The organism is Streptomyces sp. NBC_00028, from assembly GCF_045041065.1.
In the GTDB taxonomy this organism is placed as follows: domain Bacteria; phylum Actinomycetota; class Actinomycetes; order Streptomycetales; family Streptomycetaceae; genus Streptomyces.
Genome location: NZ_CP108294.1, coordinates 156,469 through 176,114 on the forward strand (window position 1 = coordinate 156,469; position 19,646 = coordinate 176,114).

The following is a 19,646-nucleotide window of genomic DNA, read 5'->3' on the forward strand; positions in this document are numbered from 1 at the left end:
AACCCACATGCCCAGCAACAACGTCCAGCTCGAGTACAGCCAGATCGTCACCGTCTCCACCCAGCTGCAGAACGCGGTGCACAACATCAACCCGCAGCTGGCCCAGTTGCAGGGCTCGGTGGACAACCTGCTCAACGACGGTCTCTTCCTTCAGCACACCAGCCCGGCCATGCGTGATGCCTACTTCAACTTCACCACCCAGCTGACGCAGATCGTCAACAAGATCGAGGACTTCGCGAAGCAGTTCGAGTCGATCAAGACCCAGATCGACGACATGGACCGGACGATGGCCGCGCAGATCGGCGGCAACCAGAAGTGACCCGCACGGTCACCTGACCATGCAGCCGGAAGGGGGGCGCCGCTCAGCGCGGCGCCCCCCTTCCGGCGTTCTCGCTCAGCCCGCGTCCGCCGCCCCCGTCTCCGGGACCAGGACCGTCATCAGGGCCCCCGCCTCGTCGACGGTGAACGCCCGCCCCGGAACACGGTTCACCCGGATCACGTTGTGCGGCAGCCGCAGCCCGAGGATGTCGCCCTCACTGATGGTCTGCGGGGACAGCAGCAGGCCCTTGCGTGAGCGCCGCACCTGGCCGAGCCACGGGCTGAGGGGGGACACCAGCGCCTCGGCGGGACCGGCGACGGCCAGGCCGACGGAGCGGTCCCGGCCCGAGGAGGAGATGTCCCGCAGCATGGTGTCCACCGGCGACATGGACATCAGGTCGGCGTCGTCCACCATGACGACCACGGCGTCACCGGCCGCCGCCAGCGCCGCCCGCAGATCCTCCTCGCTCGGCGTCGCCGACGGCAGCACCACCGCCTTGGCATGGCGCTCCAGCCCACGCAGCGGCGACTCGCGCGGAGTGATGGCCACCACGCCGGTGCCGGAGCGCAGCAGGGACGCCGCGAGGGACAGCAGCGCGGTGCTGCGGCCGGACCCGGGCGGGCCGACGATCGTGTACGTCGAGGCCGTACCCGAGAAGTCCACCCACACGGGCGCCACGTCGTCGCCGCCGAGCCCCTGCATCGCCATCAGCGGCCCGCGAGGGACGGCGCCGACCCGCTCGTACGCCTGCTGGAACGTGATCGTCGCCGGGAGCGACTCGATACGGAAGGGGCGTGCCGAGGCGGGTACGCCCAGGTCCCGGGCGGCCGCCTCGGTGCCGATCCGCCGTAGGGCCTCGGCCTGTTCGGGGCCGCTGTGGCCGCCCGGCAGCAAGGCGACCTGGAGCTCGCCGCCGGTGTCGGTGCGGAAGGCGCGGCCGGCCGGGATCACGGAGGGGATCTGTTCGCGGGGGATGCCGTTCATGGTGTAGTCGCCGACGTCGTTCAGGCGCAGCAGCAGCTTGTTGTCGTTCAGCGCGGCGATCCGTCCGGCCATCAGCGCCCGTTCGGAGGTGGCGACGACGTGCACGCCGGCCGCGGCGCCCTCCCGCAGCAGCGTTCCGACCTGGTTGATCATGCGGCCGTCCTCGATCTCGCCGACGAGCGCGCTGAGTGTGTCCCAGCCGTCGATGAGCAGCATCAGGTGCGGCGGGCGCTGATGGGGCGGCAGGGCCGCCCGGAGCTCGGTGACGTTGCCGGCCGAGTGGGCGGTCATCAGCTCCTGGCGGCGGGCGAGTTCGGCCGTGAGCCGGTTGAGGAGGCGGCCCATCCGTTCCAGGTCCGTGCGCGGCACCACGGCACCGGTGTGCGGCAGGGCCTCAAGCGCCGACAGGGCGCCGCCACCCGCGTCGATGGCGTAGAAGTGCAGGTCCGCGCAGGAGTTGGCCCGGGCCAGGGCGCTGGCGATGGTGCGCAGCGTCTGCGAGCGGCCCGAACGGGGCATGCCCAGGACGTACAGGTGGGAGAAGGTGTTCGGGTCGAGGAAGACGGGTGGCTGCGCCTGGAGCCGGGGCAGGTCCTCGCGGGCCCAGGCGGCCGGGACGAGTCGTCCGTCGGCGCCGGGAGCCGCCGGTTCGGGCAGGTCCGACAGGGTCAGGGTGTCGGCGAGCGGCGGCAGCCAGGGGCTGGGCTGCGGCTGGTGGCCGGCCGCCTGTGCCGCCTCCACCAGCGCGTCGACCAGCGCCATCAGGTCGGTCGGCCCCTCCTCGTCGTCGAGAAGGGCGAACTCGTCCTCGGCGTCCTCGGGCGCGTCCACGGGACGGCCGAGGCCCTGCCAGGAGAGCGGGGTCATCCACAACCCGGTGTCGTCGTCGGGGAGTTCGGCCGCCTGCTCCTCAGTGCGACCGTCCTGCGGCCGCGCGGCCCCCACGTAGGCGGTCTGGAAGCTCATCGCCGACCGGTGCCCGGTGCGCACCAGGGCACGCCCCGGTGTGGCCGCCGAGATGCTCGCCGCGTCCGGGACATCCAGGACGTCGCTGCTCTCGACGGCGTCGGTGACGCGCAGCGAGATCCGCAGGTTGGTGTTGGCGCGGATGTCGCTGGTGACGACACCGGCGGGCCGCTGGGTGGCCAGCACCATGTGCAGGCCGAGGGAGCGGCCGCGCTGGGCGATGCCGACGAGGCCGGGGATGAAGTCGGGGATCTCCCGGGCGAGGGTGGCGAACTCGTCGATGACGAGCAGCAGTCGGGGCATCGGCGGCAGGCTCGGGTCGCGTCGGCGCAGGGCCCGGTACTCGGGGTGGTCCTTCGCGCCGACGGCGGCCAGCATGTGCTCGCGGCGCATCAGTTCGGCCGTCAGCGAGGCGAGCGCGCGCTGCACGAGGTGGCTGTCGAGGTCGGTGACCATGCCCAGGGTGTGCGGTAGCCGCACACAGTCCTTGAAGGCACTGCCGCCCTTGTAGTCGACCAGCACGAAGGTGAGTTCGTCGGGGCGGTTGACGGTGGCCAGTGAGGCGACGAAGGTCTGCAGGAACTCGGACTTGCCGGAGCCGGTGGTCCCGGCGATCAGCGCGTGCGGGCCGTCCTTGACCAGGTCGAAGGCGACCGGCCGGTCGAAGCCCTGGCCGACGAGCGCGGTGGTGGAGGCCGCTCGGCGGTTCCAGCGCTCGGTGACCTCCTGGGCGGTCGGGGGCTCCAGATCCAGCAGGTCGAGCAGCGAGACGCTGGCGGGCAGTCCGCCGCCCGCGTCCGGGGTGACGTCGTGCACCGGGGCGATGCCGCGGGCCAGGCGTTCGGCCCACTCGGCGGTGACGTAGTCCGGGCGGATGCCGGTGATGTCGGGCAGGCCGGTGCGGCGCAACGTGAGAGTGTCCGCGGCGATGGACACCACGGCGCTGGCCTCCTCCGGCAGCATGCGCTCCTCCCGGTCCAGGCACAGCAGGTGGATGCCGCGCAGCGGCCCCTCCTTGAGGACCTGCACCATTCCGGGGACGTCCCGCAGTTCCCGCGCCCCGTCCAGGACGACGAACACGTCGGGCTCGCTGAGCAGCGCGCCGCGCATCGTGGCCTGCTGCGCCTGGTTGCGGTTGCGGATGACGTTGATCAGTTCGGTGACCCGGTTGGCGACGGTCTCGGGGTCGTTGCCGAGCAGGATGACGGGGGCGTTGTCCTGGGAGGCGGACAGTCCGGAGCGGGCGTGCGGCAGCCAGCGGGCCCACTCCCAGGCGTCGGCGGCCTTGGTGTCGGTGAGCACACAGATCTTCAGGTCGCGCGGGCTGTGCAGGACGGCCGCCTGCGCCACCGCCCAGCGGGCCAGTGCGCGGGCGGGTTGTTCGGGCCCGGCGACACCGACGACCTGGCTGCCCGCGAGGTCCACTCCGATGGGCATGTCGGGGATCTGCCAGTGCGCGGTGCGGTGGTTCTCCTCGCGGGAGCCGTCGTCGATCTGGAGCAGCGACTGCTGCTGGGTGGTGCCGATCCGCAGCACGAGGTTGTCGGGGTCGGACGGCCGACGCTCCCACAGCCGGGCGCCGGGTCCTACGGCCATCAGTCCGACGACCGCCGGGTCCGGCGCGGAGGCGACGCGCACCCGCCGTTCGTGGTCCACCCTGTCCCGTACGTCCGCCTCCAACGAGGTGCGGCGCAGGCGGTAGTTGGCGACGCCCTCCAGATACTCCTTACGGCCGCTGCGCCGCCCGCTGATCCAGTTGCCGACGCCCAGGACCGGGCTGAGCACCATGAACATCAGGTAGAGGACGGAGTGGAAGAACCACACCATGGCCACGCCCATGAACATGGGCGCGATGATCACCAGGAAGGGCAGGCCCCGGCGCTTGGGAGGCTCGGGCGGGCCGGGCAGCCGGAAGGTCTCCGGCTGGAGCGGGGGCAGCAGGCGCGGCGGCCGGTTGAAGTCGAGGCTTGCGTTCGGTGAGGCCACCAGGGCGGCGTCGGCCAGGGTGGGCCGGGCGGCGCGCAACAGGTGCTCTCCGAGGACGAGTTCGCCGTCCAGTTCCCAGGGCGTCCACCCGCGCGGCAGCCCGTCGTCCTCGTGCTCCTCGGGGCCGGGGTCGGGTTCGGGCGGCAGTGCCACCACGTCCGCACGCGGTCGCGGCGGCGGCGCCTCGGGGAGCGACAGCCGGACCTGGCCGTCGTCCTCGGGCAGCACGGCGAGGACCGTTCCGTCCGGACGTACTGCCAGCCGCAGCCCCTCCTCGGGCACTCCCCTGCCGGTCAGCGGCACGGAGCTGCCGGCGCGGGGCCCGATCAGATGGGTACCGATGCCGAGTTGGTACACCTGCCCCGCGTCCGGGCCGCCGATGACCTGGATCTCGACCACGGGGGCGGACCCGGGCGCCCTGGGCGTGGGCATCGCGTCGCGGGCGGGGCCGTAGGCCGAGGCGGCGTCGGCGACCGGCCGACCCAGGCCGAGGGTGCTGCCGTCCCGGATGCCGGAGGAGGCCAGAACCAGATCGGGGTCGAGCAGCCGGTCGCCGAGGTAGAGCGGGATGTCCTGCTCGGAGGCAGCCGTGTCCGGCTCCGCCTCCTCGGGCGCGGCGACTCGCTGCGCTGCGGAGAGCTGCGCGGCGAGCCTGCGGACGGGGGTGGCGGCGGCCGCGTTGACAAGGAAGTCGCGTTGCTCCCGCGTCTGGTCGTCGACGGTGGTGACGAGGAACTTCACGACTCGTTGCGCCTTTCGGCTCGGGGGTTCTCGAAGGGCTCGGGGTCACCGGTGCCGGTGCCGGCTCCGGCTCCGGCTCCGGCCGCTGAGACCCCGCTGATCTCCGGCTCGGCGAACAGGTCGCGGATGGCGGGAGCCACGGGTTCCGCGGAGGTGGACGCGGTGGTGCGGAGGGGGATGGCGGAGGCGGCGGTGGTGGAGGAGGCGGTGACGGGTGTGGTGCGGGCGGAGGAGGTGGCGGTGGGCTCTGCGGGCAGAGACAGCCCTGGCCGGGCACCACGCCCGACGGGCTCCAGCACGGGACGGCGCGAATCCGGGCCGCCGACAGGAGCACCTGGGCCGGCCAGAGGTGGTGACTCGGCAGGGTGCCGCGGACCGGCGGAAGGCCCGGACCCGGCAGGAACCCGCGGACCGGCGGACCTTGACCGCACAGCGCCACTCGCCGACGGGACCGCACCACCCGGCGGTCGGCCGGCGCCACCGCCCGGCCCCCCGGTACGGGCCCTACGCGTCCCTCCCCTCCGGGCAGCACGGGCGACCGCCGGACCGAGGGGCGCGGCGTCGGTCTCGATGCCGAGACCAGGTGTCTCGGTACGACCGCGCGAATTGACCCGGATCTCCCAGCGATGGACGGAGACCGGCCCGACCACCACCGCGCACAGCGGCCCGGCACCGGCCAACTCGGCCAGCCGTGCCGCCTGTTCGTCGTCCGGCGCCGCACACACCACGACCACCGGCCGAGTGCGGTCGGACATCAGGTACACGAGCGAGTCCAGCAACTCGTCCAGGTCGGGACCGTCGAAGCGGGGATGCACTCCGCGCGCCACAATCACGTCGGCCGGGCCGCCCGGCAGGTCAAGATAGGCCGCGACGGCCTGGACGAAAGCGCGGATCGCCCGGCGTTCGCCGTAGGCGTTGAGGATGCGGGGCCCGCGCATGAGGTCGAGGAAGACCACGCCGTCGCCGCTCAGTCCGAGCGGCACGAGCACCCGGTCGGTGCCGGACGGCGGCCCGTCGCCGGCCTCTGCGTCCGGTGTCTCCCCTGACTCCTCCGCTGCCGGCAGTGGAAGGCGCTCGGCGTCGACCGCGGAGGCGTACCAGAGCAGCGGATCGTCGTCGCTCTCCCACGGATCCCGGGGCTGTGGCAGGCCCCGGCCCGCCACGGACACGGCCACCTCGCCGTCGCTGCGCCGGGTAGCGGGCCGGACCGCGACCGCGAAGGCGAAGGCCTGGGGCGCGGTGGGGCGGACGGCGGCGTCGACGCCGTCGAGGGCGTGCCGGGCGACCGTCACGGGTCCGTCGGACGACAGCAGCCGGGTGAGGCGTCGTACGGCGGCGCGGAAGCGCAGGAACTCGCGTACCGGCTCGGAGAAGGCCTGGCGGGTCAGGCGGACCTGCCGGGCCAGTCGGCGCCAGGCCCGGCGTCGGCCGCCCTGCCTGCGCACCAGCCAGCGCCCCAACAGCCATACCAGCAGCAGGAGTTCGGCCAGCGCGAGGACCACGGCACTGACACCCGAGTCCCAGGAGAGAGCGAGCGTCCGGTCGGCCTGAGCCGCCGTTGTCCAGACTTCCATCGGACCCGCCTGATGGATGTGCACGAGAACCCCTCGATATGTCGCCGACCGGAGAGCGACCGGATGTCCGAAGGGCTACGACACATCTACCAGGCGTGGGCTCACCCCGCCGCATGGCCGCCCCCGGCCGCACAGGTGTGACCGCGGCCGATCTTCCGCCGCTGTCGTCAACGAGTCTAAGCGGAAACATGTCACCTGCACGCGCCGAGGCGGACGCAGGCGCGGCCGGCCCGGCGGGGGGTCCGGGACGGCCGCTGTGCCCCTCACACCTCAGCCGTGAGAAGGGCATCTGAACGGAACAACGGAATCGGGCCGCGAATGGTTCACACTCACCCGTCGGCCAGGACGAACCGACGGCAGACACATATGCTCTTCGGCGACATCTCATGATCACCCACCCACACCCACACTCACCGAGGGCGAGACCGACGTGAACGACTTCCATCCCGGCCGCAGACGCCTGCTGAAGATGTTCGGCCTGGGCGCCACCGCGAGCACGGCAGCCATCCTCCAGGCCGATCCGGTACTCGCGGCGACCCTCGGGTACGACGAGAAGACCGGGGTCTCCCCCGCCACCTACCGGGCCCCCAAGGGGCTGGCGCGGAACACCGCGGCCAAGCAGACCGCCCTGGACTGGATCGCGGCCGAGGAGGGCGCGATCACCAAGCTCAGCGACGAGGTCTGGCAGCACGCGGAACTGTCCCTGCGCGAGTGGAAGTCCTCCCTCGCGCACGCGAAGTTACTCCAGGACAACGGCTTCACGGTCACCTGGGGCGCGGGCGGTTTCCCGACCGCGTTCGTCGCCACGTACGGCACCGAGGGTCCTGTCATCGGCTTCAACGCCGAGTACGACGCCCTGCCCGGCCTGTCGCAGAAGAAGGGCGTCGGCACCCACGACCCGCTGGTCTACCACTACGACGCCTACGGCCCCACGTACGGCGCGGGCCACGGAGACGCCCACAACGCCCTCGGCGCGGGCGGCACCGCCGCCGCCATCGCGGTCGCCCGGGCGATCCGCACCAACGGACTGAAGGCCACCGTCAAACTGTTCGGCAGCGCGGGCGAGGAGCAGCTCGTCGGCAAGGCGTACGCAGTCAAGGCGGGCGTCTACGACGGCCTCGACGCCTTCCTGGACTGGCACCCCTTCAACATCACGGTGCCGTTCTGGAACACCACCAGCGCGCTGATATCGGCCACGTTCACCTTCCTCGGCGCCTCCGGCCACGGCGGCACCCCGCTCGGCAACAAGAGCGGACTGGACGGCGCCCTGCTGATGGCGACGATGTCGGAGTACCTGCGGGAGAAGAACGTCGCCCCGTCCGGCCGCTTCCACTACGCGATCATCAACGGGGGCGGCGCCCCGAACGTGACCCCGGACATGTGCTCCATCTGGTTCTTCGTCCGCGAGGGCAGCCCGGCGCGCGCCAAGGTGCTGTTCGACAAGATCGTGGAGTGCGGCAAGGCCGCCGCGCAGGCCAGCCAGACCCGCCTGGTGCACAAGTTCCACTCCGCGACCTGGAATCTGCTCGCCAACAAGGCCGGTGCAGAGCTACTCAACGACAACATGAGGCAGATCGGCGCTCCGAAGTTCACCGACGCCGACCACGCCCTCGCCAAGGCGGTGCAGAAGTCGCTGGGCAAGCCCGAAGCGGGCATGCCGACCGAGCTGACCCCGCTCGCTCCCCCGGCCGCGGCCTACACCGGTGGTCTGGCCACCGACACCGCCGACATCAGCTGGCAGGCGCCGACCGCCGTCCTGCTGTCCGCCGCGTACCCACCCGGCATCCCGAACCACAACTGGGGCGCCACCGCGACGGCGGCCACCAACATCGGCCACCAGGCGCTGCTGTCGGCCGCCCGCTATCTGGCGGCGGGCGCGATAGACCTGATCGAGCAGCCCGACCTGCTGGACGCGATGAAGCAGGAGTTCGCGGACCGTACCGAGGGCGTCGAGTGGGCCTCGATGATCCCCGACGGCAACCAGCCTCCGCTGTACGAGCCGCCGGCCGAGTTCCTCAAGGCGACCGGCCAGTCCTGGCCGCCGAAGGGCGTGACCTGGCCGGTGCCGCCGGTCGTGTCCACCGAGCAGCTGGGCGGCACGGGCCCCGCCCTCGCGCCGGTGACCTGACGGCACCACACCCCGCACACCCCTCCGCCCGTGGTCGTATCGCCCCCGCGACCGCGGGCGGAGGTCTAGGGCCAGTCCGGCGCATCATGCCGCAGACGCGGGGCCACATGACGAGCCGCGGCTTTCCTGCGACTTGATCCGCCGGACAGACCCTAGGTGACTTAGGTCAAGACTCGCGCCGTCCGCAGGACATGTCGTCAACTGACCGATGTGCCGCCGCCGTGCCGGGCGAAGAGTGGTGAACACACACTTCGTCCCTCGGAGGGGAACTCCTGTCATGCACCGTGATCAGTCACCCCTGCGGGCGCGTTCGGCGCCCGAGCTCGTGCCCGCGCTGCACCTGGATCTCGACCAGATGCTCGACGAGTTCACCCGGCAGCCGGTCGTCGCTGTCCTGCGTTTCGACCCGGACCTGCCTGCGGTGATCACGGTCGAGTTCATGTCGGAGCGCGGACCGGCGCTCGTCTGGCGCCTCGGCCGTGAGCTGCTCCATCGCGGTCTGACGGCGATGAGCGGTTCCGGCGACGTGCGGATGTGGCCGATGGCGCCCGGGGAACGGCCCTCGTCCTGGCTGCTGTTCGAGTCGGAGGAGGTGAACGCCCTGTTCGAGGTGCCCATCCCACCGTTGGCGGCGTGGCTCGACGCGACCTACCGGATCATCCCGGCCGAGGCCGAGATGGACGGTCTGGACTGGGACGGCTTCCTGCGGGAGCTGCTCGAAGGCCCGGGAGCGTCTCCCGAATGACCGCCGTCGGAGCCCCGGAGGGATGACTTGCCTCCCTTCGCGTCACCTGTCAGAGTGGTGACGCACAGGGTTTCCGTCCCGCCGACACCCCTGCGCCGAAGGCCGCACGTGTGCGGCACAAGAGGAGGACCGAAGTGAGGACCAGCAACCCGTTCCTGTCCCGCTGGGGCGGCGACCGCGCGGCCGGCCGGACAGCCGCGCCCGCGGGCCGTCCGGTGGGCGCCACGGTCGGCGGCCACCCGGCGGACGACCACGACCACCTGACCAACCCCTACGCCCCGGTCACCGACGGCTCGCCCCGGGCCGACTCGACCGCCGTCACCATGGACGACGTCGTCGTCCGCACCGCGACGACGCTCGGCACCGTGGTCCTGACAGCCGTCCTGTCCTGGCTCCTGCTCCCCGTCGACGAGGCGAACGTCGGCCGCTCCTACGGCCTGGCCGTCGGTGCCGCCCTCGTCGCCTTCGTCCTGGCGATGATCCAGTCCTTCAAGCGCACCCCGGCCCCGGCGCTGATCCTCGGATACGCCGCCTTCGAGGGCGTCTTCCTGGGCGTGCTGTCCAACACGGTGTCCACCTACATCGCACCCGGCGTCGTCGTACAAGCAGTCCTCGGCACCTTCGCGGTGTCCGCGGGTGTACTCATCGCCTACCGGATGCGCTGGATACGGGTGACCCAGCGGTTCGCCGGCTTCGTCGGCGCCGCCGCGACCGGCTTCGTCCTGCTCCTCTTCGCCGACCTGCTCTTCTCCGCCTTCGGCGCCGGTGACGGCCTCGGCTTCCACAGCGGCGGCCTCGGCATCGCCTTCGGCCTCGTCGGCATCGTGCTCGGCGCGGCCTTCCTGGCCCTGGACTTCAAGCAGGTCGAGGACGCCGTCACGTACGGCGCCCCGCGCGAGGAGGCATGGCTGGCAGCCTTCGGCCTCACCACCACCCTGGTGTGGATCTACCTGGAGGTGCTGCGCGTGCTGTCCCTCTTCAACGGCGACAACTGAACGCTCCCCAAGGGAAGGGGCACGCGCGGCGGCGCGTGCCCCTTCGGCATGTCCGCGCGCGGGCGCACTGGTCGAACCCGCCCGGAACCCCGATCGTTCTCCTGGTGACGACCGACCGCCGCAACGGGAGAGACACCGCATGAGCCTTGACGAGCAGTGCCCCCACCAGGCCGCGAGGGTCGTCATCGACCCCGCCTTCAAGGCGGACGCCCCCGCGCGCTACGCCCGCCTGCGCGAGCTCGGCCCCCTCCACCCGGCCGAGTTCCACCTCGGCCTCAAGGGCTGGGTGGTCGTCGGCCACGACCTGGCCCGCGAGGCACTCACCCACCCCGCCCTCCTCAAGGACGCCACCCCCGCCGCCAAGGCCCTGGCCGCCGCAGGTTACGTACTCAACAAACCCTCCGTAGGGCTCGGCGCCCAGATGATGGAGGCCGACCCGCCCGAGCACACCCGGCTGCGCCGCCTGGCCTCGGCGGCCTTCACCCCACGCCGTACGGCCGAACTGGCCCCGCGCATCGAGCAGATCGCCCACGACCTGGTCGACGCACTGCCGCCTACGGGTGAGATGGACCTCGTGGAGGCTTTCAACTCCCCCCTCCCCGCCACGGTCATCGCCGACCTCCTCGGCATCCCCGACGAGCACCGCCCGGAGTTCCGCCGCTGGTCGAGCCTGGCCCTCCGGGTGGCCTCCCCCGAACACCGCACGGCACTGACCGGCCTGCACGGCCTGCTGGCCGGCCTCCTCGCGGACAAACGCCGCAGCCCCGAGGACGATCTGCTGTCCGCCCTGGTCGCCGTACGCGACGAGGAGGACGGCCGGCTCTCCGAGGAGGAACTGGTCGGCACGGCACTGATGCTGGTCGTCGCCGGCCACGAGAGCACCGTGAACCTGCTCGGCAACGCCGTCCTGGCCCTGCTCCAACACCCCGACCAGATGCGGACGTTGCGCGAACACCCCGAGCTGATGCCCAGCGCGGTGGAGGAGTTCCTGCGCTACGACCCCTCCGTCGAGCGCTCCACCAGCCGCTACGCGGCCGACGACCTCGAACTCGCCGGGGTGCCGATCCCCCGGGGCAGCATGGTCGTCGTCGCCCTCGGCGCCGCCGGACGCGACGCCCCGCAGGCCGAGGACGCCGACCCCGCCGTACTCGACGTGACCCGCCCGGCTGCCCGGCACCTGGCCTTCGGCCACGGCATCCACTACTGCCTCGGCGCCCCGCTGGCCCGCCTGGAGGCGACCATCGCCCTGCGTGTCCTGCTCGCTCGCCTCCCCGAGCTCCAACTCGCGGTACCGGCGGACAAGTTGGAGTGGATCGGTTCCGGCATCATCCGCGGGGTGCTGGCCCTGCCGGTGCGCTACCGCGTCGGCTGAGCACGCAGATGGCGGCTGACGTCACCCACCAGATGGATCAGGACCCGGCGCTCGGTGAACCGCCAGCGCCCGTCCGCCCGCTCGAAGCGGTCGCTGTAGCGGCCCGCGGCCACCGGCTGGAGCGGGAAGTCGGGCAGGGCCTGGAACACCGTGACGTACGAGCGCGCGGCGGCCGTGCCCGCCTCCTCGTCGAGGTCGACGGCGATGTTGCTCGTGACGTGCTGGGTGCGGGGCGTGCCGTCCTCGTAGAGGATCACGCTGTCCCTGAGCATCTTCGCCACCCCACCGTCCCGGCCAGGGACGGGTGCGCCGCTGCCGATGAACACGGCGTCGGCGAAGAGTTCACCGACGCCGGCGAAGTCTCCGGTGTCGACCAGCTCCGCGTATGAGGCGATCAGGTTGGTGATGGGTGTGATGTCCGCAGTCGTGCTCATGGCGTGAAAATACCTGTCCGGTCGGGTGTGGTCGGGCAACGCTTCGACCCGCGGTCCGGAGGGGCCGCGGGTCGAATGGTGGGGTGTGAGCGGGTCACACGGTCCGGGTGCGCAGCTGGCGGGACTTCCAGCCCAGCAGCAGGGCCTGGAGGATGAACCACACCCCGCCACCCGTCGCGTACACCGACAGGACGTCGAGCGACGGGTTGTCGCCCGCGGCCTGGATGTTGTAGGTGATGCCGACGAGGAACGACAGTCCGCCCGAGATCAGCGTCGGCCACTGCTTGCCCAGTTCGGGGCCGCGCCGACGTATTCCGACGATCACCTGGGCGGCACCGGAGACGATGGCCCAGGCGCCGAACACATGGAGCACGGACGCCTCGTCACCGGCGCCGGCGATGCCGATCGCGAGGGCGGCCAGGGTGCTGAGCACGCCGTTGAACGCGGTGACCCGGCGCTCGGAGCCGTTCGGGGTGGCCCGGTAGTCGATCAGCGAGGACACCGCGTCGATCAGCGGGTAGACGACGAGCAGGGTGATCGCCACGGCGTCGAGGTCCTCGTGAGCCTTGGCGAAGGCCAGCGCCCAGGCCACGGCCAGGACACCGCGGCCGAGGTACAGCCGCAGCAGGGAGTCGCGTTCGCCTGTGACCGTCGGCGTCGATGTCTGGGTGCTCATGGTGGTTCGGCCTCTCTCAGGTCAGGGGTTCGGGGTCGGGCCGGTCAGCGCCGGGAGGGGAGGACGCACTTGAAGCTGGCGGCGTCGGCCGTGTCGCCGTAGCCCCGGTACTGGGACACTCGCGGGTAGTTGCAGAGGTCGCGGTCGACGCTCTGGCCGTCGGCGTTGATCAGGGTCGCGGGCAGCGTCTTGGGCGCCTTGCCGTGCTCGACCCAGGCGGTCAGCGCACCGAGATCGTCGGTGGTGCCGTCACCCTTGTTGAGGCCGCAGTGGACCGTGCCCGGGGCGAGGAAGAGACGGTAGAAGTCGTCGACCTTCTTGGCGCTGCCGAGCTCCCGCTCAACCCGCTCGCGGTACTGCACGGTGCCCTGCGCGGGGATGTACTGGTCGGCGTCGCCCTGCCAGGTCAGCAGCTTGCCGCCGGACTTGCGGAAGGCCGACAGGTCCGGGTCGTCGGTGCCGATGACCTTGTCGTACTCGGCCTGGGACTGCTTGAACAGCTCCGTGAACCGGCTGTAGGTGATCGTCGAGAGGTCGAGGGAGGGGTCCTTGGCGACCCACAGCTTGGTCCAGGCGGCGGGCACCGGGAACGGGTCCGCTCCGGCCAGCGCGTTGATGTCGGCGCCGATCGGGACGCCGTACCAGAGCTTCTTGCCCGAGGCGGTGCGCGGACCGTCCCAGATCTTGTGTACGACGGCCGCGTCGGCCGCCGTGATGGTCAGCTCCTTGCCCTCGCACACGACCTTGGTGCCGATCAGTCGGCGCGGGTCGAAGTCGCACCGGGACGGGTCGTTGACCAGGCCGTCCTTGGCGCCGTCGAGCGTGTCGCAGGCCTTGACGGCGGCGGCGGTGAAGGCGTTGAACTCACATGACGACGGGTGGGTCTTCTCGTTGTTCATGACCACCTGCGGCCACAGCGTGGCGACCTCGAACTCGTCCCAGTTCACGGCGGGCGCGTTGGCGAGGATGCCGTCGTAGTCGTCGGGGTAGCGCTGGGCCTCCATGTAGCCCTGACGGCCGCCGGTGGAACAGCCGTTGAAGTAGGAGTACGCGGGACGCTTGCCGTAGATCCCGTCGACGACCTCCTTGCCGACGACCGATGCCTCGTGCTGGGAGCGGGAGGCGAAGTTCTTCAGCAGCGCGGTGTTGACCTGGCCCTGGCTGTTCAGCGCCCAGCTGGTGTCGAGGGCGTCGCCGACGCCGGCGTCGGTGGTGACGGCGGCGTAGCCGTTCTTCACGGCGGTGGCCAGGCCTGGGTTGTTGTCACCGGCCAGGTAGGCGGCGCCGCCGAGCCCCTGGAAGCGGCCGTTCCAGCCGCTGGCGGGCAGCCATGTCCGCACCTTGGCGTGGTCGTCGGCGCCCGGGTGGGTGAGGGTGACGGTGACCTCGCAGTAAGCCGGGACGTCGGTGACCGTGCCCTGGAGGACGCCGGTGCCCTGGATGGTGCCGCCAGGCCGGCTGACCGCGGTCACGGACTCCACCTTGGTGCCGGTGGGGGCCTTCACCGAGGGTGCCGCGCAGTTGAGGAGCGTGGAGGTGGTCTGCGGCTCCGCCGAAGCGGTCGGCAGGTACACCGCCGCGGCGAGCGGCACACCGGCCGCGAGAACAGTCAGCAGTCGTCTCATGGGTCATCCATCCAAGAAGTAGGTGTGCGCCGGATCGGCGACACATGTGCACTCTGGCCGTGCGTCGCACAGCAGGGCCACAGTCATTCGACGGTCTTTCGCTCTTCCCGCAACCACCGTGAGTGGTACCGCTCCGCCCACGACCGACTTACGTATCCGGTACGCATGCCCAGCCGTGCCTCGGGGTCCTCGGAGGCCCTGCGCATGTGTCCGATCAGGACGAAGGTGATGGCCCAGGCCAGGATGTCGTGGACGAAGATCGCGCTGGTGCGGGAGATGAAGGGGAGCAGGCCCATGAACCACATCAGCAGGCCGGTGAACATCATCACCAGCACCGCTCCGGCAATCCAGCCCGCGTAGAGCTTCTGGCCGGCGTTGAACTTGCCGGCCGGGCGGGCCTCCGGTGACTTACGGCGCCTGCGTACGGCACGCAGCCACTGGCGGTCGTACACCGCGAAGCGGTTCAGGCGGCGCAGGTCGGCGCGGAAGGCGGGGGAGAGGAGCCCCAGAAGGAAGGGCAGGGGCAGGGAGATGCCGGACCACTCGTGGACGGTGACCATCAGGTGCCGTCGGCCGACGAGCAGGGCCAGCGGCCCGATGTAGAGACAGGCGGCGGTGACCAGGCACAGCAGCATCAGATAGCCGGTGGCCCGGTGGACCAGGCGCTCGGCGGTGGTGAAGCGGCGGACCCGGCCGGGTTCAGGCCGCGTCCCGGTCGGCGCCGTCGAGCCAGCCGTCGACCACATATCCGCGCTCCTCCCAGTAGCCGGGGACGACCTTGTCGGTGACCGAGATACCGGACAGCCACTTGGCCGACTTGTAGAAGTACATGGGCGCCACATAGAGGCGGACCGGGCCGCCGTGCGCGTGGGTGATGGGCTTGTCCTGCATGTTCAGCGCCACCAACACGTCGGAGCGGCGGGCCTGTTCGAGGGTGAGGCTCTCGGTGTACGCGCCGTCGAAGCAGGTGAACCGGACCGCCGCGCTCGGGGAGCGCACGCCCGCGGCATCGAGGATGTCCGCGAGCCTCACGCCCTCGAAGGGGGTGTCGTCCACGCGCCAGCCATCGGTGCAGAGCACGTCGTGGACGACCCGGGTCTGCGGCATCGCACGCAGGTCGTCGAGCGTGTAGGTCTTGGGCCGGTCCACGAGTCCGCCGACCGTGAGCTCGTAGTTCGTCGCGTCCTTGTGCGGCACCGAGCCGACGACGCTGTAGTACCGGAAGCCGCCCGGGTTGGGCAGCAGCCCGGTCAGGCCGGTGGCGTCGACCTCGGAGGCCTTGGCGAGGAACCCCTCCCAGCCCCGCTGGAGGTACGGCGCGGCGGCGAGCCCGGCCGCACCCGCGCCGAGCATGCCCAGCATCGCCCGCCGGCCGACGGGTGCGCCGCCGGTCCTCGGCTTCGGCTTTTCTGCCATGGTGTGCGCTCCTTCGGACACGTGTGAGCTCGGGCGACGTCTCGTAAGTCATCGTCACCGGTTTAACTGGTGACGATGCTGGCATGGGGGTGTCGGGGCTGTCAACCGCAAACGTTTGAATCGACGGCTGCTACGCTGGAAGCGACGTAGACCGTGTATCGAGGAGTCACAGACGTGGTGGGTGAAGACGACATCTCCGGGTGAGACCCGGTACTGACGGCCACCGGCCGGCGCTCAGGAGCGCTGCCGAGGTGGTCCGTCTCGTCGTACCCCTTTTCCCACGTCTGCCCAGGGCAGAGCTCTCTTCTCCGCCCTCAAAGCCGCTCGAGGTCATTCCATGTCCGACGCGTCCATCGTCTGCTCGAACCTCTCCTTCGCCTGGCCCGACGACACCCCCGTCTTCCAGGACCTGTCCTTCTCCATGACCCCCGGCCGCACCGGCCTGGTCGCCCCCAACGGCTCCGGCAAGTCCACCCTGCTCAAGCTGATCGCCGGTGAGCTCAAGCCCGCCACCGGCTCGATCTCCGTCGGCGGCACCCTGGGCTACCTCCCGCAGAGCCTCCCCCTGACCGGCGATCTCACGGTCGCCGAGGTCCTCGGCGTCGCCGCGGTCATCCGCGCCCTGGACGCCGTGGAGTCCGGCGATGTCGCCGAGGAGCACTTCACCACCATCGGCGACGACTGGGACATCGAGGAGCGCACCCGCGCCCAGCTCGACCGCCTGGGCCTGGCCGACCTCACCCTGGACCGCAGCCTCAGCACGCTCAGCGGCGGCCAGGTCATCTCCCTCGGCCTCGCCGCGCAGCTGCTCAAGCGCCCCGACGTCCTGCTCCTCGACGAACCCACCAACAACCTCGACCTCCAGGCCCGCCACAAGCTCTACGACGTGCTGTCGGACTTCTCCGGCACCCTCCTCCTGGTCAGCCACGACCGCGCCCTGCTCGACCGCATGGACCGCATCGCCGAACTCGGCAGCGACGAACTGCGCCTGTACGGCGGCACCTTCACCGAGTACGAAGAGGCTGTGCGCGCCGAACAGGAGGTCGCCGAGAAGAACGTCCGCAACGCCGAGCAGGAGCTCAAGCGCGAGAAGCGGGAGATGCAGCAGGCCCGCGAGCGCGCCGAGCGCCGCATGAGCAACGCCTCCAAGAACCTGAAGAACGCCGGGCTGCCCAAGATCTTCGCGGGCAACATGAAGCGCGGCGCCCAGGAGGCGGCGGGCAAGTCCGGCACGATGCACGCCTCCCGGGTCAGCGAGGCCAAGTCCCGTCTCGACGAGGCCGGCCGCGCCCTGCGCGACGAACAGCGCCTCACCCTGGAACTGCCCGACACCCAGGTCCCCGCGGGCCGCAACCTCTTCCTCGGCGAGGGCATGCAGGTCAGCCTCGGGGACAGCCCGGTGTTCGCGGACGGCGGCGTCGACCTGACCGTGCGCGGCCCCGAGCGCATCGCGCTCACCGGCCCCAACGGCGCCGGAAAGACCACCCTCATGCGCCTGATCACCGGCGAACTCACCCCGGCCAGCGGCGAGATCAAGCGCAACGACGGCCGCATCGCCTACCTCTCCCAGCGCCTGGACCTGCTCGACCTGGACCGCACGGTCGCCGAGAACTTCGCCGCCTTCGCCCCCGAACGGCCCGAGGCGGAGCGCATGAACCTCCTCGCCCGCTTCCTCTTCCGCGGCGCCCGCGCCCACCTGCCGGTCGGCGTCCTGTCCGGCGGCGAACGCCTGCGCGCCACCCTGGCCTGCGTGCTGTGCGCCGAACCCGCCCCGCACCTTCTCCTGCTCGACGAACCGACCAACAACCTCGACCTGGTCAGCGCGGGCCAGCTGGAAAGCGCGCTCAACTCCTATGAGGGCGCCTTCATGGTGGTCAGCCACGACGAACGGTTCCTCGCCGAGATCGGTGTGAACCGCTGGCTGCGCCTGGCCGACGGCACGCTCAAGGAGACGGGGGCGCCCGAGGTGTGAGCCGGTGACGTGTGCCCTGGCCCGCGTCCGAGGCGCCCCGCGCCCGGCGGGCCGACCACCGCCCACCCCTGGGAACACCTGTGTCCGCACTGATCGCTTACGACCTCGTCCGCACCCTCGGCGACCGCCGCGTTCTCGACGGCATCTCGCTGACCGCCTCCCCCGGCCACCGCATCGGCCTCATCGGCGAGAACGGTGTCGGCAAGTCCACCCTCCTGCGCCTCCTCGCGGGCCTGGACGCCCCCGACGCGGGCAGCGTCACCCGCCCCGCCGACCTGGGCTTCCTCCACCAGGAGATGCCGTACGACGCCTACTCGACGATCGCGACGGTCCTGGACGAGGCGCTGCGCGAGGCCCGCGAGGACCTCGCCGAACTGGACCGCCTCGGCGAAGAGCTGGCCCGGACCCCGGAGGACCAGGAGCTCCTCGACGCCTACGGCAGGCGCCTGGAGCAGGCCCAGCACCGGGAGTCCTGGGACGCCGACCGCCGAGCCGCCCTGGTCCTGGCCGGCCTGGGCCTCGGCACGTTCGCCCACACCCGCACCCTCGGCTCGCTCTCCGGCGGCCAGCGCGGCCGGCTCGCCCTGGCCGCCCTCCTCGTACGCCGCCCTTCCGCCCTGCTCCTCGACGAGCCGACCAACCACCTCGACGACAGCGCCGCCGCCTTCCTGGAGGAACAGCTCCGCGCCCTGCCCGGCACGGTCGTCGTCGCCAGCCACGACCGTGCGTTCCTCGACGCCGTCTGCACCGATCTGATCGACCTCGACCCGGCGGTGGACGGCCCGGTCCGCTACGGCGGCAACTACTCCGCCTATCTGGCGGAGAAGCGGGCCGAGCGTGAGCGCTGGGAGCGGCGGTTCGCCGAGGAGCAGGAGGAGTTGGCGGCGCTGCGGGAGTCCGCGGGGGTGACCGCGCACCGGGTGGCGCCGGACCGGGGGCCCACGGACAACGAGAAGATGGGGTACGGCCACCGGGCGGGCCGGGTGCAGAGCCAGATCTCCCGCCGGGTCCGCAACGCCACCCGGCGCCTGGAGGAGCTGGAGCGCACCCGGGTCGCCGAGCCGCCCCGCCCGCTGCGGTTCGCGGCCGGGGAGCTTGCGGCGCACAGCGAGGAGGGCTCGCAGCCTCTGGTGTCGCTGAGCGAGGTGCGGGTGCCGGGGCGGCTCGCGCCGGCCGATCTGGAGGTGGCGCCGAGCGACCGGCTGCTGGTCACGGGCGGCAACGGGACGGGCAAGTCGACGCTGCTCGCCGTACTCGCCGGGCACCTGCCGGCCGAGGGCGAGGTGATCCGGCAACGCAGGCTCACGGTGGGGATGCTCACCCAGGACACGGCCTTCGAGCGGTACGACCGCACGGTCCGCGACACCTACGAGCAGACGCTGGGCGTGCGGCGGGCGGAGAAGGTACCTCTGGGCTCGCTCGGCCTGATGCACGAGGCGGACCTGGACAAGCCGGTCGGGCAGCTGTCCGTGGGCCAGCGCCGCAGGCTGGCCCTGGCCCTCCTGGTGGCCCGCCCACCCCAGCTGCTCCTGCTCGACGAGCCCACCAACCACCTCTCCCCCGCCCTGTGCGACGAACTGGAGGCGGCGCTGGGCCCGGGTCCCGGCGCGATCGTCGTGGCCAGCCACGACCGCTGGCTGCGTCGACGCTGGCAGGGACGGGAGCACCGTTTGGAACGGTGACGCTTCTTGCCTCCATGCGGAGTCACCTGTC

General features: G+C 71.6%; 14 protein-coding genes. 7 read left to right on the forward strand and 7 right to left on the reverse strand.

Translation table 11 applies throughout. The features are described 5' to 3' along the window. Nucleotides 1-7 precede the first annotated feature (7 nt). Complete coding sequence (locus OG885_RS44810; protein WP_331729091.1) at nt 8-319, forward strand: hypothetical protein; 312 nt, start codon at nt 8-10, stop codon at nt 317-319. Between the two features lie 75 nt (nt 320-394). Here the strand turns inward: OG885_RS44810 and OG885_RS44815 are convergent, their stop codons facing one another. Together OG885_RS44815 and OG885_RS44820 are read right to left on the reverse strand one after the other, a co-directional pair. Next, nucleotides 395-4,996, reverse strand: coding sequence for an FtsK/SpoIIIE domain-containing protein (locus OG885_RS44815; protein WP_331729093.1), 4,602 nt, complete (start codon nt 4,994-4,996; stop codon nt 395-397). After that, nucleotides 4,993-6,570, reverse strand: coding sequence for a hypothetical protein (locus OG885_RS44820; RefSeq protein WP_331729096.1), 1,578 nt, complete (start codon nt 6,568-6,570; stop codon nt 4,993-4,995). The genes OG885_RS44815 and OG885_RS44820 overlap by 4 nt, the downstream gene beginning before the upstream one ends. 430 nt (nt 6,571-7,000) lie before the next feature. Here OG885_RS44820 and OG885_RS44825 point away from each other — a divergent pair, with 430 nt between their 5' ends. The 4 genes from OG885_RS44825 (at nt 7,001) to OG885_RS44840 (ending at nt 11,810) form a co-directional block, all read left to right on the forward strand. After that, nucleotides 7,001-8,698: an amidohydrolase gene (locus OG885_RS44825; RefSeq protein ID WP_331729098.1), complete on the forward strand. Its 1,698-nt coding sequence runs from the start codon at nt 7,001-7,003 to the stop codon at nt 8,696-8,698. A 277-nt stretch (nt 8,699-8,975) separates the two neighbouring features. Next, on the forward strand, nt 8,976-9,443 hold the full coding sequence (locus OG885_RS44830) for an SsgA family sporulation/cell division regulator (RefSeq protein ID WP_331729101.1): 468 nt from the start codon (nt 8,976-8,978) through the stop codon (nt 9,441-9,443). A 134-nt stretch (nt 9,444-9,577) separates the two neighbouring features. Beyond that, nucleotides 9,578-10,438: a Bax inhibitor-1/YccA family protein gene (locus OG885_RS44835; RefSeq protein ID WP_331729104.1), complete on the forward strand. Its 861-nt coding sequence runs from the start codon at nt 9,578-9,580 to the stop codon at nt 10,436-10,438. Nucleotides 10,439-10,577: 139 nt separating this feature from the next. Further along, complete coding sequence (locus tag OG885_RS44840) at nt 10,578-11,810, forward strand: cytochrome P450 (protein ID WP_331729107.1); 1,233 nt, start codon at nt 10,578-10,580, stop codon at nt 11,808-11,810. Here the strand turns inward: OG885_RS44840 and OG885_RS44845 are convergent. The 5 genes from OG885_RS44845 to OG885_RS44865 form a co-directional block, all read right to left on the reverse strand. Then, complete coding sequence (locus OG885_RS44845) at nt 11,795-12,244, reverse strand: nuclear transport factor 2 family protein (RefSeq protein WP_331729110.1); 450 nt, start codon at nt 12,242-12,244, stop codon at nt 11,795-11,797. The genes OG885_RS44840 and OG885_RS44845 overlap by 16 nt on opposite strands. A gap of 94 nt (nt 12,245-12,338) precedes the next feature. Then, a complete protein-coding gene (locus OG885_RS44850; protein ID WP_331729113.1) occupies nt 12,339-12,920 on the reverse strand; it encodes a DUF308 domain-containing protein in 582 nt (193 codons plus the stop codon). A 44-nt stretch (nt 12,921-12,964) separates the two neighbouring features. Then, nucleotides 12,965-14,545 (reverse strand): tannase/feruloyl esterase family alpha/beta hydrolase, encoded by a 1,581-nt coding sequence (locus OG885_RS44855; RefSeq protein WP_331729115.1) that lies wholly within the window; start codon nt 14,543-14,545, stop codon nt 12,965-12,967. 83 nt (nt 14,546-14,628) lie between these two features. Next, entirely contained in the window at nt 14,629-15,291 is a 663-nt protein-coding gene (locus OG885_RS44860; RefSeq protein WP_331729118.1) for a cytochrome b/b6 domain-containing protein, read from the reverse strand. Then, on the reverse strand, nt 15,245-15,961 hold the full coding sequence (locus tag OG885_RS44865) for a molybdopterin-dependent oxidoreductase (RefSeq protein ID WP_331729121.1): 717 nt from the start codon (nt 15,959-15,961) through the stop codon (nt 15,245-15,247). The genes OG885_RS44860 and OG885_RS44865 overlap by 47 nt, the downstream gene beginning before the upstream one ends. 337 nt (nt 15,962-16,298) lie before the next feature. Here OG885_RS44865 and abc-f point away from each other — a divergent pair, with 337 nt between their 5' ends. Further along, complete coding sequence (abc-f, locus tag OG885_RS44870; RefSeq protein WP_331729124.1) at nt 16,299-17,933, forward strand: ribosomal protection-like ABC-F family protein; 1,635 nt, start codon at nt 16,299-16,301, stop codon at nt 17,931-17,933. An 80-nt stretch (nt 17,934-18,013) separates the two neighbouring features. Then, entirely contained in the window at nt 18,014-19,615 is a 1,602-nt protein-coding gene (locus OG885_RS44875; protein WP_331729127.1) for an ABC-F family ATP-binding cassette domain-containing protein, read from the forward strand. The last annotated feature ends 31 nt before the right edge of the window (nt 19,616-19,646 follow it).